We start from the raw sequence: 16088 nt of genomic DNA on the forward strand, positions 1-16088 counted from the left end.
GGCTCCTTAGTCGTAATCCACGCGCAGGTAGCCGCGCGAGGTGAAACGCCCTTCCGCTGGCTTATTGCCCGTCACGCTCACCGGCCAGACCCGGATCCCCACCTGCGCCTGCGCACTATCGTCGAGACGGAACGGGATTTTGCTCGTCAGGTTGTTAGGCGTGAGCGGTGCCCCGCTCTCGTTGGCAATGATGAACCCCACGTCCGGGTTATCCGAGACCAGCACATTATCAGAGACTTTTTCCGCCTCGACGCGCATCGTCAGCATGGCGTTTGCCTCCACATTAGTGCATTTAATCGCGATGGTTTTGCTCTGTGATGAGACCCTCTCCGGCTTGTTACCCACGCCCGCCTTGCTGAACAAAGAGGCGCCAATGTCGCCGAAATCAAACTCCACCACGTTACCGGCATTAATGGCGCAGCTTTGCGGCACCTGAATGGTTCCGCTGTAACTGATGGTATAGACCGGCGTGGTTAACGGATCGGATGAAGTCGTGGTGACGTAAACGCGGAACATGGTGGCACGCGGGATCACCACCATATTGATAAAACGCCGGGTCACTTTCAGGCGGAAGACCAGGCTGGAGTCCTGCACGCCAAACGGTTTGTTTTTGGAGACATTTGGGTGGCTCCCCATCTGGATATAGCTTTTTGGCGGATAGAACACCCCCGCATAGCTGTCGGTGATTTTCATGGCCCCGTCCAGATAGTCGTTAAGCTTCAGATACTGGTAGCCATCGCTGGTCCCGGTGATCGGGTAATCGGTCACATAGCTACGTTTGGTGGTATTCCCGACGGTGCCCTTCGGGCAGACAGCATTCACGCCCACCCACTGCGATTTTTCGCTGAGGGTGACAATCTGCCCGACCTGGTTATTCGAGCTGTTGAATTTATCCGTCAGGTCGTAATGCACTTCCGTCGGTACGCCCTTTTCGTTGACGCACACGGTGGCGAAAGCCTGTGTCGCGGGCAGGAATGCCAGAAGCGACAAAGCAAAGATATGGATTTTACTCACAGCGGATCCCCTTAAGTGTGATCGCCTGTTGCAGGCTCTGTTCAGGCAAGCTGTACGGCGCACGGCACTGGGACTGCGCCCCGTCGCCCCACTGGACCAGCAGTTCGCCCTCCAGCGGCAGCCCACTCAGGTAAATTTGCCCGTCATCCCCCACCATGCTGGTAACGCCGCTTTTGGTCTCACGCACCACCGCGCCGAACGGTACAGGCTGGTTACCACGCGTCACCGTCAGCAGGGCGCGCACGCCAATGCGGGTGTCAAAGCTGGCGCGGACCAGCGCGCCTTTGGTCGGCACCACGCTGCTCACGTTATTTTCGATATCGGTGTTGTTGCTCATGGTGTTGGTATCCAGCGCCACGCGGTTATAGCGGTAGACGGTGGCATACGGCATCACCGCGTAGCCTCGCCAGTCGGTCTTCACGCCGGTCTGGTTTTCCACGCTGACGCCCGAAGCCCCCGGCGCTTTGATCAGCACGTTGGTGTCGCCCAGCGGCTGGCTGAAGGTAACCCCGTCGGCGTGGCCGACCACCCCGCCGGAGAGCTGCCAGTTGAGATCGTGCTGATCGCGTGAGTAGTTGTAGCCCACGCCCAGCGTGCCGTAGGTCGCCTGCCAGTTGGCGCTTGCGCTTCCGCTTGAGCCATTGGTGCTGGCGTGTCCCTGGGTCACGCTGTAGTTCAGGTTGCGGTCCTCCAGCAGCGTGCCGCTGACGCCGGTTTGCCAGCTTGTGTCGCCATCGCTGTTTCGGCTGGCGGATGCGGTGGCATAGGCGCGGTCAATTGCACTGTCACGGCGATAGCCCTGACGGGTAAAGAGGCTGAACGGCACGGAGACGTTAAACGACGCGATCCGGTCGGTACCGTCTATCCCAACGGATTTGTTCCACGACCATGACAGGGAGTAATTGATCCCCTTCACGCCGCCCGCATAGCCCAGCTGATACCAGAGGTTCGTCTCGTCAGTTCCCCAGTAGGTCTGCTCGCTACCGGAGATATAGACCGAGCCGTAGTCACCGAGGGACTGAGAAACGTTAAGCTGAAAGCGGCCTTTTTTATTCCACGTCAGGTTGTGATAGCTCTGCACGTCAGGAACATCGTTATCGTCCTTGCTGTCGGCGTACTGATAGCCTTCCATTGAGCGCCAGGCTACGTCATCGAGGGTGTAAAAGCCTTTTGTGGAGTAGCGGTAGCCCAGCAGTTGAAAGTTGGTGCCAAATCCGTTCAGCGATTTTGCATAGAGAAAACGCAGCGACTGCCCTTCATGTTTGCTGTCGTCCGCGAGCTGGCTGCGGGCGTGGGTGATATCGACGGAGACCGCCCCCCAGTCACCGAGGTTTTTCCCGGCCCCGACGGCCACTGCGGTATAACGTGATGCCAGCTGCGTGCCGCCATACAGCGTAAAACCGTTGGCAAGACCGGTAATCAGGGTGCCCTGAGTGAAGAACGGCGTGTCCTGATCGCTGTTACCGCTGCGGTAATCCCCCGCCACCAGGTCATATTTCCAGCGTCCTTCACGCTGCAGGAGGGGCACCGTGGAGTACGGCACGGTGTAGCGCTGCTGGCTGCCGTCTTTCTCTTCGACCGTTACCTCCAGGTCACCGCTGGAAGAGGTCGGGTTAAGATCGGTGATGGCGAACGCGCCGGGCTGGACGTAGCTTTGATAGATAACGTAGCCGTTCTGGCGAACCACCACTTTGGCAGGCGTACGGGCAATACCGCGCACGGTCGGGGCGTAGCCCTGCAGGCTGTCCGGGTACATGCTGTCGGACGAGAAGAGCCGCCCGCCGCGAAAACCGACGCTGTCGAAAACGTCGTTCCCGGTGTTGCTGTCGCCCAGCACCAGCTCACTTTTCAGCGGGATAACGGTGCGCTGCGCCCAGGTGCCAATATTCTGCCACTCGCTGCGCCGCTTCCCGTTATTTTGCGTGTAGCGCCATGCGCCGTTGTTACGTAAACGCCAGGCACCGTAGTTCAGCCCGCTCTGGAGGTTCAGATAATAGCTGTCGTCTTCGCTTCCCCGGTTGCCCGTAAAACTGTAGTTCACCAGCGCGGCGGGGATGCCTTCATCCCACTGCTCCGGCGGAATATAGCCGCGGGCGCTGTTCTGCATCGCCACCTGCGGCAGGCTGACGTTCAGACGCAGCGAGGCAAAGTTGAATGCCGTTTCGCTGCCGGGAATGGCCGTGGTCAACGGCACGCACGTTTCGCCCTGTACGTTAGCCAGCTCGGGAAATGCCGCAACGTTGACGCCAAAGCGATCGAGCATCGCGCGCGTAATGCACGGTGACAAACCGCCCGCCACCGGCGGCGTGTTCTCGGCCTGCTCAAAGCGCACGTCCTGGGTGCCGATAAATTCATCGTTACGCCAGATATCCACACGATAAACGCCAGGTGCCTGCTGGTGTCCTTGTTCAAAGCGCGACAAATCCGCCACGCTGGCGGTGTCGTCGGACAAAAAGGCCGGGTTGAAATAGCTTTCGCTCCAGCCAGCCTGTGGCCAGAGCGCTGCCATCAGCGCCAGTGCAACCGGGCAGTAACGCCCCTGGTGGTTTTTCATCGCCCTGACTCTGCTCACAGGTTGACGCTACGCGCCGGTGTAATGGCACCGTAGTCGTTCACGCTCTGCCAGGAGAGCGTGCCGCTGGCACCGGCCGGAAGGATCTGCTGCGCCGAGTTCTTTGGCGCAATCATCAGGTTATCTACCGTCTGCCCGCCCAGCTTCAGATTGACCAGCGTGATGTAATACGGAGAGGCGTTGCTGACTTTGAGATGGTTGCCCACGCGCTCAAAACGCAGCTGAGATAACGCCTCCTCCGGCTGCATCGCCAGGTTGTTCGGGCGCACAAACAGCTTGATGCGCGAGAGGATCGCCAGCTGCAGCACGTTATTGTTTTCCGTTTTCGCTTTGTTCACTGACGGGATCGCCTTCACGTTCATGTAAAAAAGCGATTCGCGATCGGCGGGCAGCGCGGGCCCGGCGTAAATAATACGCAGCGTGTTTTCACTGTTCGGCTCGCTGACGAACAGCGGCGGGGTGACGGCAAAGGTTTTTTCTTTTTGCCCGCTGGCATTTTCGATCCACGCGTTAATTAAATAACGTTCTTGTTTGTTGCTGTTGGTGATCGCCAGCGACGTTTGCTTTGCATCCGCCGGGTAAATAACGCGCGTGGCCCCCAAGGCAATACCGCCGGAAGCATTCGCGCATGCGGAAACCATCATTAAAATAAACGATAAAATCAGTCCTGGTTTAATTAATGTCTTCATCAAAACCGTACCTTTAATAATGTGTTCGCAGGTGTTATGGATAAATCAACGTAAACCAGACATCCGACTGAATATTGCCTGGCACGAGGTGTTCGGAAATAGCCCGATAGCGGGCGCTGAAATGAAACGCGAGCTCGCTGGTATTCACCGGCAACCAGCTGACGGCCGTGGCATTCGGGATAATCTGGCGCTGTTGCTCATCAAAAAGCGCCAGCCCCACGCCGCTGCTGGCAGGCGTTTCTCCTGGCCGCGATGTCGCCAGAAAAACCTGCGGATCTTCCGCGGGCGTTACGCCCTGAAACTGGATCCCCACGGTGCGCGAGACATCTACGCTGCAGTCCAGCAGCCGCACGGTAAAAGGCACGTTAACCGTTGAAAAGCTGCCCACACCGGAAAATGAATTGGTTCGGTACTGTCCCATGTCGATGCGCATGTTCTGGCTGTCGGGCGCCACGGCACAGCCGCCGTTCACCAGCTCACCACGAAGATGCACTTTGCCACCTTCGATCACCACGGTATGCGCCGATGCCGGATAAGCCATCGCGAGGGTTAACAGCAGTAATAGTCCAGTCCTTGTCATCCTTCGTTCCTGGCAGTAGCGTATGACGGGCCTCGTCCCTGAGGCCTGAACATCCCTGTGCGTGGGAATTATTCGTATTTCATTACGAAGGTGGCGTCAGCGTTCGCCTGGCCTGGCGCGGTGGTCGCAGCCGTTGATTTATAACGCGCGGTGAATTTCAGGGTGTTCGTCCCTTCGATCAGCGTCTGCGCCGCAGAGAAGGTCGCGCCGTCCGGGGTCAGCACGCTGGATTTGCTGTCGAGGATCTCGATACCCACGCCTTTCGCGGTGTTGTCGTTGTTACCGGACGTCACGGCCAGCAGGGTTTTGTCGGTCGCGTCGATCTGGCCGGTGAAGGCAACCGCTGCAGTTTTGGCTACCTGCGGGTCGCAATCATTCAGTTCAATGTTGAATGGAATATTAGAAGTGGTGTCGCCCACTTTGGTGAATTTCGCGGTACGATACTGGCCGAGATTAACCGTCTGCTCAGAAGAATCGGTATTTACTGAACAAGCAGCATTAACCAGCTCACCTTTAAAATGCACGGTACCGCCATTTACGGAAACCGGCGTAGCTGGATCGGCAGCATTAGCGGCACCCGCGACCAGGGCCAGTGAAGCAATAACAGTAGAAGCAATGTTGCTGAGTTTCATGTCTATTCCTTTAAAATGTAAATAACCCTTCCCGCGTGAAAGCGGGAATAAGAAATACGTTCAATTGATTCATTGAAAGCTTATTTCGGAGGAGACAAAGTAGCTCAGGATATGAATTTTAAATATGTCAAAACGCTGCCATTTCGCCAGGTCACATCCTAATCCCGCCTAAGAAATTGACCATCGTTTAAGAAGGGTTTTTTCGCCTCACGAATGAAAACTCGTAAAGGGTGACTGACAGCGGCGCTCGCTTCTGACAAAATACAGGCAATCCCCCCTTTCAAACGTTACAGACGGAATCTTCTCTCTGATGGCAGCAAAGATTATTGACGGTAAAACGATTGCGCAGCAGGTGCGCTCTGAGGTCGCGGAAAAAGTGAAGGCGCGTAAAGCTGCCGGAAAACGCGCCCCCGGGCTGGCCGTTGTGCTGGTTGGCAGCAACCCGGCATCGCAGATTTATGTCGGCAGCAAACGCAAAGCGTGTGAAGAGGTGGGGTTCGTCTCCCGCTCTTACGATTTGCCGGAAACCACCACCGAAGCGGAACTACTGGAACTTATTGACACCCTGAATGCCGATAACGAAATCGACGGCATTCTGGTTCAGCTGCCGCTGCCTGCGGGCATCGACAACGTGAAGGTGCTGGAGCGTATCGCACCGGACAAAGACGTTGACGGTTTCCACCCGTACAACGTGGGCCGCCTGTGCCAGCGCGCGCCGCGCCTGCGTCCTTGCACCCCGCGTGGCATCGTGACGCTGCTGGAGCGCTATAACATCGACACCTACGGTCTGAACGCCGTGGTTATCGGTGCGTCCAACATCGTGGGCCGCCCGATGAGCATGGAGCTGCTGCTGGCCGGCTGCACCACCACCGTGACCCACCGCTTCACCAAAAACCTGCGCCACCACGTCGAGAACGCCGATCTGCTGATCGTTGCAGTGGGCAAGCCGGGCTTTATTCCGGGCGAGTGGATCAAAGAGGGCGCGATTGTCGTGGACGTCGGGATTAACCGTCTGGAAAACGACAAAGTGGTCGGCGATGTGGTGTACGAAGACGCCGCCGCGCGCGCGTCTTATATCACCCCCGTACCGGGCGGCGTAGGCCCGATGACCGTAGCAACCCTGATTCAGAATACTTTGCAGGCATGCGAAGAGTACCACGACGTAGAGGAAGCGTAAGATGGCCACATTTTCATTAGGCAAACACCCGCACGTTGAGCTGTGCGATCTGCTCAAGCTCGAAGGCTGGAGCGAAAGCGGCGCGCAGGCGAAAATCGTTATCGCCGACGGGCGGGTTTTAGTCGACGGCGTGGTGGAAACCCGCAAGCGCTGCAAGATTGTCGCGGGGCAAACCGTGAGCTTTGAAGGTCAGAGCGTGACCGTTACGGCCTGAGTCTCCCCTCACCCTAACCCTCTCCCCAAAGGGGGAGAGGGGATCAAAAATCCCCCCACATCCATCGCGGTTAATTATCGATCAACTTCAAATAATCACTATTTCATCTGTTGAAAGGTGAGAATTCAGTTGCGCGTTTTTCACTCTTTCCTCACGATAAGTAGAACGTTCTACTAAAACGTTCTACTTACAATAACAGCGTTTAAAAAGCGCTACTCGGGGGAAATCAGCATGAGTCTGATATCAGGGTTTGTTAAATCGCTGTCTAAGTTATCGATGATTGGTCGCGCCTTAATGCTGCCAATTTCACTGCTTCCCGCTGCGGGCCTGCTGCTGGCCTTCGGCGATAAATTCCACCTGCCGCTGATGATGAACGCGGGCGGGGTTATCTTTGATAACCTGCCGATGCTGTTTGCCATTGGCTCCGCCGTGGGTCTGGCATCGGAGTCCGGCATCGCCGCGCTCTCGGCGGCAGTCTCGGTGTTTGTCACTAACATCACCATCAGCACCGTGCTGAGCATCACGCCGGAAATGGCCTCTCAGGGCGGAAAATACGCCATGGTGGTCGGCATCCCGACGCTGCAGATGGGCGTTTTTGGCGGGCTTATCTGCGGGATCCTCGCGGCCTGGTGCTACAACCGCTTCCACACCATGCAGTTGCCGGAGTTCCTCGGCTTCTTCTCCGGCAAGCGTTTTGTGGCGATTGCAACGGCGTTTCTGTCGTTCCTGCTCGGCCTGCTGCTGCCGTATGTCTGGCAGCATATTCAGTCCGGGATTGACGCCCTTTCCGTGGTGGTGAACGGCGACAACCAGGCGGCTTCGACCTTTATCTTCGGTCTGGTAGAGCGCGCGCTGATCCCGCTCGGCCTGCACCATATCTGGTATCCGTCCTTCTGGTATTCGTTCGGGGATTACACCACCCAGGCGGGACAGGTGATCCACGGCGACCAGACTATCTGGTTCAAGATGCTGGAAGAAGGGGTGAAATCCTTCAGCAGCGATACCTACCAGAACGCCGGTAAGTTCATGCAGGGTGAGTTCCCGCTGATGCTGTTCGCACTGCCTGCGGCGTGCCTGGCGATGTACCACGAAGCGCACACGAAGAATAAGAAAATCGCGGCCGGTATTCTCTTCTCCGCAGCCCTCACCTGCTTCCTGACGGGCATCACCGAGCCGGTAGAGTTTACCTTTATCTTCGTGGCGCCGATCCTGTACGTCTTTAACGCCATCATGGCGGGCCTGGCGTACATGACCATGTACTTGCTGCATGCGCACATCGCCAAGTCGTTCTCGGCGGGCTTTATCGACTACCTGTCGTTCGGGATCCTGCCGTCGTTTAACGGCTATCAGACCAACTTCCTGAGCGCCATTATCATCGGTATCCCAATGGCGCTGATTTACTACTTCACCTTCCGCTTCGTGATCCGTCGCTTCGACGTGAAGACGCCGGGCCGTACGGAAGTGACCGCCAGTGCGAATGACAAGTCCGATTCCGAACTTGCCACTGAAATCATCGGCCTGCTGGGCGGCGCGCAGAACATTGATTCCGTCGGCTCCTGCATCACCCGCCTGCGTCTGGAAGTGGCGAAGAGCGATGCGGTGGACAGAGATGGGCTGAACGGGCTCGGCGCACGCGGCGTGGTCTTCGTCGGCGACAACGGTATACAGGTGATTTTCGGTGCCAGAGCACAGTTTATCGCCCAGACCATGTCCACCATGATCGGCAAATAATAAGATGCCTGAACGACACGTCTCCTGTACGCTGGGAGACGGGTCTTATCCGGCTGATAATCGGTAAATTTCAGGGAGCGGTTTTGAAGAAAGTCAGCATCATTGATGTCGCAAAGCACGCGGGCGTCTCGGTCTCTACCGTGTCGCTGGTGCTACGTCAGAAAGGGAAAATCTCAGAGGCGACGATCGGGAAGGTCAATGCCGCCATCACGACGCTGGGCTATGTTCATAACGTCGCCGCTGCCAACCTCCGCGCCAACACCTCCAATCTTATCGGCCTGATCCTGCGCGACTTCAGCGACAGCTTTTCCATCAAGGTGATGGCGAGCATCGTTCAGGAGCTGGAGAAACAGGGTTATATGGTTTTTCTCGGCCAGCCGCTGAACGACGGCGAACATCTGGAACGAACCCTGCTGTCGTTTAAGCAGCAGGGCGTCGCGGGCGTTATTTATCTCGCGTCAGACACCCATAACGCCGCGTTACCGGAGCAGATCCGCCAGTGCCCGCTGCCGCTGGTGGCGGTCTCGCAGTCTCTGCTCGACGAAAAATGCAATCTGGTGATGCGCGACAACCGCCAGGCGGCGAACCTGGCCGCGCGTTATCTTATCGAGCGCGGGCACCGCGCCATCGCCTATATTGGCGGACGCGAGGGCTGTCTTATCCGCGAGCAGCGCCTGCTCGGTTTTCGCAGCGCGATGACGCAAAACGGGCTGGTCTGGCGCGATGACTATTCACCGGCCTGCAGCGACGATACGCAGGCCGCTGCGATGGCAACGCGCCAGCTGCTGGAGAAAAACAGCTCCATCACCGCCCTGCTTTGCCATTCGCCGGATGCGATGATTGGCTCTATTTCCGGCATTCACCAGGTGGGCCGCACCGTGGGGAAAGACGTGTTCCTGACCCAGCAGGTAGCGCTGATTGGTTTTGAAGATATGCTCCACGTTAACCTCACCTCCCCGTCCTTCACCTACGTCTCATCGGCCAGTGACGAAACCGGGCGACAGGCGGCGGGGCTGATTATCCGCAAGCTGAAAGAGCCGGCTCTGCAAACCCAGCGCATTACCCTCTCCGGGCAGCTTATCGCGCGCGAGTCGGCGTAAATTCAGAATTTGACACAGGTTTGCTGCAGCGGATTCGCTGCTATATTTCCATGATTTGTCATGGATAATTGCGATGCCTACCGTTATCACTCACGCCGCTGTTCCCCTTTGCCTGGGCTTAGGTCTGGGAACGAAAACCATCCCTCCCCGCCTGCTGTTTGCCGGTATCGTGCTCGCCATGCTGCCGGACGCCGACGTCCTGGCGTTCAAATTCGGCGTTGCCTACGGGAATATTTTCGGCCACCGCGGCTTTACCCACTCCCTGCTGTTTGCCTTTGTGGTGCCGATACTGTGCGTGCTGACTGGACGACGCTGGTTCCGGGCCAGCCTGACGCGCTGCTGGCTTTTTTTAACCGTGTCACTGCTGTCGCACAGCCTGCTGGATTCGATCACCACCGGCGGGAAAGGCGTCGGCTGGCTGTGGCCGTGGTCAGATGAACGCTTTTTCGCACCGTGGCAGGTGATTAAGGTCGCGCCGTTTGCGCTGTCGCGCTACACCACGCCGTACGGGCATCAGGTGATTATCTCGGAACTGCTGTGGGTGTGGCTGCCGGGGGCGGTGCTGATGGGGTTGCTGTGGTGGCGACGGAGGTAAAAAAGCCGGGTGGCGGCTACGCCTTACCCGGCCTACGGTCGTGCTTTCGTAGGCCCGGTAAGCGAAGCGCCACCGGGCGTTGAGGACTTACTTACGACGCCAGGTCGTCCCCTGCGGACCGTCTTCCAGAATGATGCCCATCTCGGTCAGACGGTTGCGCGCCGCATCGGCCGCCGCCCAGTCTTTCGCCTGACGCGCTTCCAGACGCGCTTTGATCAACGCTTCAATCTCCGCCACTTCACCGTCGTCCGCCTGCGCGCCGCTCTGCAGGAACGCGTCCGGCTCCTGCTCCAGCAGGCCGAGCACGGAGGAGAGCTTGCGCAGATGAGACGCCAGCGCATTCGCCGCCGCCATATCTTCTGACTTCAGGCGGTTCACTTCGCGCGCCATGTCGAACAGCACGGAGTAGGCTTCCGGGGTGTTGAAGTCGTCGTTCATCACCTCAACAAAGCGCGCTTCAAATGCTTCGCCGCCCGCCGCAGGAACAGACCGGTCGGTGCCGCGCAGGGCGGTGTACAGACGCTCCAGCGCCGAGCGCGCCTGCTTCAGGTTCTCTTCGCTGTAGTTCAATTGGCTGCGATAGTGGCCGGACATCAGGAAGTAGCGCACGGTTTCCGCGTCGTAGTACTTCAGCACGTCGCGTACGGTGAAGAAGTTGCCCAGCGATTTAGACATCTTCTCGCGGTCAACCATTACCATCCCGGAGTGCATCCAGTAGTTCACGTACTCGCCGCCGTGGGCGCAGGTGGACTGCGCGATTTCGTTTTCGTGGTGCGGGAACATCAGATCCGAACCGCCGCCATGAATGTCAAAGTGGTTGCCCAGCTGCTTGCAGTTCATCGCGGAACATTCAATGTGCCAGCCCGGACGGCCTTCGCCCCACGGGGATGGCCAGCTCGGTTCGCCCTCTTTGGACATTTTCCACAGCACGAAGTCCATCGGGTTACGCTTCACGTCCACCACGTCCACGCGCGCACCGGCCTGCAGCTGATCCAGATCCTGACGGGAAAGCGCGCCGTAGGTTGGGTCCGTTGGCACGGAGAACATCACGTCGCCGTTTTCCGCTACGTAAGCGTGTCCGCGTTCGATCAGCTTTTCGGTGATCTCGATGATTTCGTGAATATGGTGGGTCGCGCGCGGCTCGCTGTCCGGACGCAGAATATTTAAGGCGTCAAAATCTTTGTGCATCTCAACGATCATGCGATCCACCAGCGCAACAAAGCTTTCGCCGTTTTCATTAGCGCGCTTGATGATTTTGTCGTCGATGTCGGTGATGTTACGCACGTACTTCAGGTTATAGCCCAGGAAGCGCAGGTAGCGAGAGACCACGTCGAACGCGACAAAGGTACGGCCATGGCCGATATGACAGTGATCGTAAACCGTAATACCACACACGTACATGCCGACTTCCCCGGCATGGATAGGTTTAAATTCCTCTTTCTGGCGCGTCATTGTATTAAAGATTTTTAACATCGAAGATTCCATGTAAACACGTGTGTGAGTTGTTTGTTCCCTATAATACCCATAATTCGGAATAGGATCAGCACACAATGCAAGGTGATCGCGTCCTGTGGTTATGCTATAACAAGCCCCTATATATGACCCGAAGGCGGGTCGACGTACCACAATAACGGAACAGGATGCAAAAATGGTTACTTTCCACACTAATCATGGCGATATCGTAATCAAGACCTTTGATGACAAAGCGCCTGAAACAGTTAAAAACTTCCTGGACTACTGCCGCGAAGGTTTCTACAACAACACTATTTTCCACCGCGTGATCAACGGCTTTATGATCCAGGGCGGCGGTTTCGAGCCTGGCATGCGCCAGAAAGAGACCAAAGAAGCGATCAAAAACGAAGCGAACAACGGCCTGAAAAACACCCGCGGTACGCTGGCAATGGCCCGTACTCAGGCGCCTCACTCTGCAACCGCGCAGTTCTTCATCAACGTGGCTGACAACGACTTCCTGAACTTCTCCGGCGAAAGCCTGCAGGGTTGGGGCTACTGCGTGTTCGCAGAAGTGGTTGAAGGTATGGACGTGGTCGATAAGATCAAAGCCGTCTCTACTGGCCGCAGCGGTATGCACCAGGACGTTCCTAAAGAAGACGTTGTGATTACAAGCGTGACCGTCAGCGAGTAATTCGTGGCGACACTCTTTATTGCGGATCTGCATCTGCAAACAGAAGAACCGGCGATAACCGCCGGTTTTCTGCGTTTTTTACGCGGTGAAGCGAAAAGCGCCGACGCGCTGTACATCCTGGGCGATCTGTTCGAAGCCTGGATTGGCGACGACGATCCTAACCCGCTGCACCGTGAAATGGCTGCCGCCATTAAAACGCTGGTGGATTCCGGCGTCCCCTGCTACTTCATTCACGGTAACCGTGATTTCCTGCTCGGCAAGCGCTACGCCCGCGAGAGCGGCATGACGCTGCTGTCGGAAGAGCAGGTGCTCGATCTCTATGGTCGCAAGGTGCTGATCATGCACGGCGACACGCTCTGCACCGACGATACCGGCTACCAGGCATTTCGCGCCAAAGTTCACACGCCGTGGATCCAAAAGGTATTCCTTACCCTGCCGCTGTTTATCCGCAACCGCATCGCCGCCAGAATGCGTGCGGGCAGCAAGGCTGCTAACAGCAGCAAATCCATGACCATCATGGACGTAAACCCGCAGGCCGTGGTGAGCGTGATGGAGAAGCATGGCGTCCAGTGGTTGATCCACGGTCATACCCATCGTCCTGATGTGCATTCCCTTATCGCCAACGGTGAACAGGCCCATCGCGTGGTATTGGGCGCGTGGCACACTGAGGGTTCGATGGTCAAAGTCACCCCCGAAGGTGTCGAACTGATCGCTTTTCCGTTTTAACCTTTTCTCGTCGTTTCGCCTGTTTCTCAGCCACGCAACCGTTTTCCTTGCCCGTATAACATGCTATTCTCTGTGCCCTCGAAAGCAGTGTGTTTCGCACCACAGGAGTTTTAAGACGCATGTCTTCCCGCAATAATCCGGCGCGTGTCGCCATCGTGATGGGGTCCAAAAGCGACTGGGCTACCATGCAGTTCGCCGCCGAAATCTTTGAAATCCTGAATGTTCCGCACCACGTTGAAGTGGTCTCCGCGCACCGTACCCCGGACAAACTGTTCAGCTTCGCCGAAAGCGCCAAAGAGAACGGTTACGAGGTGATCATTGCCGGTGCGGGCGGCGCAGCACATCTGCCGGGCATGATTGCCGCTAAAACGCTGGTGCCGGTTCTTGGCGTTCCGGTTCAAAGCGCCGCGTTAAGCGGTGTGGACAGCCTTTACTCCATCGTCCAGATGCCGCGCGGTATTCCTGTCGGCACGCTCGCAATTGGCAAAGCGGGCGCGGCGAATGCCGCCCTGCTGGCCGCGCAAATTATTGCGACGCACGATAAAGCGCTCCACCAGCGTCTGGCGGAGTGGCGTAAAGCCCAGACCGACGAGGTGCTGGATAACCCGGACCCGCGGGGTGCGGCATGAAGCAGGTTTGCGTCCTCGGTAACGGCCAGCTAGGCCGGATGCTGCGTCAGGCCGGTGAGCCGCTGGGTATTGCCGTCTGGCCCGTCGGGCTGGACGCCGAGCCGGAAGCGGTGCCGTTCCACCAGAGCATGATCACCGCCGAAATTGAACGCTGGCCGGAAACCGCACTGACCCGCGAGCTGGCGCGCCATAACGCCTTTGTGAACCGCGACGTGTTTCCGATCATCGCCGACCGTCTGACGCAAAAGCAGCTGTTCGACAAGCTCGGTCTTGCGACCGCCCCGTGGCAACTGTTGTCTGACAAAAGCGAATGGAATGACGTCTTCGCCATGCTGGGCGAGCTGGCGATCGTGAAGCGTCGCGTGGGTGGCTACGATGGCCGCGGCCAGTGGCGCCTGCGCGCGCATGAAACCACCGAGCTGCCGGACGACTGCTACGGCGAGTGCATCGTTGAGCAGGGCATCAACTTTAGCGGCGAAGTGTCGCTGGTTGGCGCACGCGGGCACGATGGCCGCACGGTGTTTTACCCGCTGACGCATAACCTGCATCAGGACGGCATACTGCGCACCAGCGTCGCCTTCCCGCAGGCAAATGCCGACCAGCAGGCGCAGGCGGAAGAGATGCTTTCTGCCATCATGCACGAGCTGGGCTACGTAGGCGTGATGGCGATGGAATGTTTCGTCACGCCGTCGGGTCTGCTGATCAACGAACTTGCGCCGCGCGTGCACAACAGCGGCCACTGGACGCAAAACGGCGCGTCCATCAGCCAGTTTGAGCTGCACCTGCGCGCCATCACCGACCTGCCGCTCCCGCAGCCGGTAGTCAACAGCCCGTCGGTGATGATCAACCTGATCGGCACCGATCTGAACTACGACTGGCTGAAGCTGCCGCTGGTGCATCTGCACTGGTATGACAAAGAGGTTCGAGCGGGTCGTAAAGTGGGTCACCTCAACCTGAACGACAGCGATACCGACCGCCTGAGCGCCACGCTGGAAGCGATGATCCCTCTCCTGCCGCCGGAATATGCGAGCGGCATTGTCTGGGCACAGTCAAAGCTTAAGTAAGACATCCACGCCGGGGAGTTGACCTTCCCCTTCCCCGGCGTACAATCCCCGCCCATTGCTGCTTAGTTTTCTTCTGGAATAACCATGAACGATGGAACGGACTATCGCGCGATCCTCGCGTCTGATACCCCTTTAATCGACGTTCGCGCGCCGATCGAATTCGCCCAGGGCGCGATGCCTGCGGCAGTCAACCTGCCCTTAATGAACGACGACGAGCGCGCCGCCGTCGGCACCTGCTATAAACGCCAGGGCCCCGAGGCTGCGCTGGCGCTCGGCCATAATCTGGTGAAAGGCGCGACGCGCGACGCGCGCATCAACGCCTGGCTGGAAGCCAGCCTTGCCCATCCTGAGGGCTATCTCTGCTGCGCGCGCGGCGGCCAGCGTTCACATATCTCGCAGGCCTGGCTGAAAGAAGCGGGCGTCGACTACCCGCTGATCCGCGGCGGCTATAAGGCCCTGCGTCAGACGGCGATTCAGGTGACCATTGAGCAGTCGCAAAAGCCGATGGTGCTTATTGGCGGCTGTACCGGAAACGGTAAAACCCTGCTGGTGAAGCAGCACGCACAGGGCATTGATCTGGAAGGGCTGGCGCACCATCGCGGATCGTCGTTTGGCCGCACGCTCACGCCGCAGCTTTCCCAGGCCAGCTTTGAAAATCACCTTGCGGTTGAGCTATTGAAAAAAGACGCCACGCGCTGGGTGCTGGAAGACGAAGGCCGGATGATTGGCTCCAACCATCTCCCGGAGTGCCTGCGCGACCGCATGGTTGACGCCCCTATCGTTGTCGTCGAAGACCCCTTTGACGTCCGCCTGGAGCGCCTGCGCGAAGAGTATTTCGACCATATGTGGGCCGATTTTTCTGCTGCTTACGGTGAAGAAGCGGGCTGGAAAGAGTACAGCGAGTACCTGCATCACGGCCTGTTCGCCATTCGCCGTCGTCTGGGGCAGCAGCGTTTTGCGGAATTTACGGCGCTGCTGGACGCTGCACTTGCCGAACAACAGCGAACGGGCAGCACTGACGCACACTTCAGCTGGCTTGTACCGCTCCTGAATGACTATTACGACCCGATGTACGGCTATCAGCTGGAGAAAAAGGCGGAGAAGATTATTTTTCGCGGGACGTATGTCGAGGTCGCTGACTGGCTTAATCGCTAAAAGAAAGCCGGGTGGCGGCTACGCCTTACCCGGCCTACATGTGCTACCCGACTGTTCCCTCTCCCTT

At 57.8% G+C, this 16088-nt stretch carries 16 protein-coding genes; 10 read left to right on the plus strand and 6 right to left on the minus strand.

Annotated features, from left to right (window positions below):
* Positions 1-6 precede the first annotated feature (6 nt).
* The 5 genes from fimH to fimA all read right to left on the minus strand — a co-directional run bounded on the left by fimH (position 7) and on the right by fimA (position 5487).
* Positions 7-1014, minus strand: coding sequence for a type 1 fimbria D-mannose specific adhesin FimH (fimH, locus tag D5066_RS04480; protein ID WP_119915188.1), 1008 nt, complete (start codon positions 1012-1014; stop codon positions 7-9).
* Positions 1007-3568 (minus strand): fimbrial biogenesis usher protein, encoded by a 2562-nt coding sequence (locus tag D5066_RS04485; RefSeq protein ID WP_119915189.1) that lies wholly within the window; start codon positions 3566-3568, stop codon positions 1007-1009. The genes fimH and D5066_RS04485 overlap by 8 nt, the downstream gene beginning before the upstream one ends.
* A gap of 14 nt (positions 3569-3582) precedes the next feature.
* Positions 3583-4275: a type 1 fimbria chaperone FimC gene (gene fimC, locus D5066_RS04490; RefSeq protein WP_119915190.1), complete on the minus strand. Its 693-nt coding sequence runs from the start codon at positions 4273-4275 to the stop codon at positions 3583-3585.
* Between the two features lie 34 nt (positions 4276-4309).
* Positions 4310-4855, minus strand: a complete 546-nt coding sequence (gene fimI / locus D5066_RS04495) for a type 1 fimbrial protein subunit FimI (protein WP_119915191.1) — start codon at positions 4853-4855, stop codon at positions 4310-4312.
* A gap of 68 nt (positions 4856-4923) precedes the next feature.
* On the minus strand, positions 4924-5487 hold the full coding sequence (gene fimA, locus D5066_RS04500) for a type 1 fimbrial major subunit FimA (RefSeq protein WP_080328009.1): 564 nt from the start codon (positions 5485-5487) through the stop codon (positions 4924-4926).
* A 310-nt stretch (positions 5488-5797) separates the two neighbouring features.
* On the opposite strand from fimA, the gene folD reads away from it, so the two are divergent.
* The 5 genes from folD (at position 5798) to D5066_RS04525 (ending at position 10304) form a co-directional block, all read left to right on the plus strand.
* Complete coding sequence (gene folD, locus D5066_RS04505; protein ID WP_119915192.1) at positions 5798-6664, plus strand: bifunctional methylenetetrahydrofolate dehydrogenase/methenyltetrahydrofolate cyclohydrolase FolD; 867 nt, start codon at positions 5798-5800, stop codon at positions 6662-6664.
* Position 6665: 1 nt separating this feature from the next.
* Positions 6666-6878, plus strand: a complete 213-nt coding sequence (gene ybcJ / locus D5066_RS04510; protein ID WP_045356450.1) for a ribosome-associated protein YbcJ — start codon at positions 6666-6668, stop codon at positions 6876-6878.
* 231 nt (positions 6879-7109) lie between these two features.
* Complete coding sequence (locus D5066_RS04515; protein WP_039273257.1) at positions 7110-8609, plus strand: PTS transporter subunit EIIC; 1500 nt, start codon at positions 7110-7112, stop codon at positions 8607-8609.
* A gap of 83 nt (positions 8610-8692) precedes the next feature.
* Positions 8693-9709: a Mal regulon transcriptional regulator MalI gene (gene malI, locus D5066_RS04520; RefSeq protein WP_119915193.1), complete on the plus strand. Its 1017-nt coding sequence runs from the start codon at positions 8693-8695 to the stop codon at positions 9707-9709.
* A 73-nt stretch (positions 9710-9782) separates the two neighbouring features.
* Positions 9783-10304 (plus strand): metal-dependent hydrolase, encoded by a 522-nt coding sequence (locus D5066_RS04525; RefSeq protein ID WP_080328013.1) that lies wholly within the window; start codon positions 9783-9785, stop codon positions 10302-10304.
* An 87-nt stretch (positions 10305-10391) separates the two neighbouring features.
* Here the strand turns inward: D5066_RS04525 and cysS are convergent, their stop codons facing one another.
* Positions 10392-11777: a cysteine--tRNA ligase gene (cysS, locus tag D5066_RS04530; RefSeq protein ID WP_119915194.1), complete on the minus strand. Its 1386-nt coding sequence runs from the start codon at positions 11775-11777 to the stop codon at positions 10392-10394.
* Between the two features lie 175 nt (positions 11778-11952).
* On the opposite strand from cysS, the gene ppiB reads away from it, so the two are divergent.
* From ppiB to mnmH, 5 genes are all read left to right on the plus strand, one after another.
* On the plus strand, positions 11953-12447 hold the full coding sequence (gene ppiB, locus D5066_RS04535; RefSeq protein WP_000256009.1) for a peptidylprolyl isomerase B: 495 nt from the start codon (positions 11953-11955) through the stop codon (positions 12445-12447).
* A 3-nt stretch (positions 12448-12450) separates the two neighbouring features.
* Positions 12451-13173, plus strand: coding sequence for a UDP-2,3-diacylglucosamine diphosphatase (gene lpxH, locus D5066_RS04540; RefSeq protein WP_119915195.1), 723 nt, complete (start codon positions 12451-12453; stop codon positions 13171-13173).
* 119 nt (positions 13174-13292) lie between these two features.
* Positions 13293-13802 (plus strand): 5-(carboxyamino)imidazole ribonucleotide mutase, encoded by a 510-nt coding sequence (purE, locus tag D5066_RS04545; RefSeq protein ID WP_119915196.1) that lies wholly within the window; start codon positions 13293-13295, stop codon positions 13800-13802.
* Positions 13799-14866: a 5-(carboxyamino)imidazole ribonucleotide synthase gene (gene purK, locus D5066_RS04550; protein ID WP_119915197.1), complete on the plus strand. Its 1068-nt coding sequence runs from the start codon at positions 13799-13801 to the stop codon at positions 14864-14866. The genes purE and purK overlap by 4 nt, the downstream gene beginning before the upstream one ends.
* A gap of 84 nt (positions 14867-14950) precedes the next feature.
* Complete coding sequence (mnmH, locus tag D5066_RS04555; protein WP_119915198.1) at positions 14951-16021, plus strand: tRNA 2-selenouridine(34) synthase MnmH; 1071 nt, start codon at positions 14951-14953, stop codon at positions 16019-16021.
* Positions 16022-16088: the final 67 nt, after the last annotated feature.

The sequence above is a fragment of the Enterobacter chuandaensis genome, assembly GCF_003594915.1.
Lineage (GTDB): Bacteria > Pseudomonadota > Gammaproteobacteria > Enterobacterales > Enterobacteriaceae > Enterobacter > Enterobacter chuandaensis.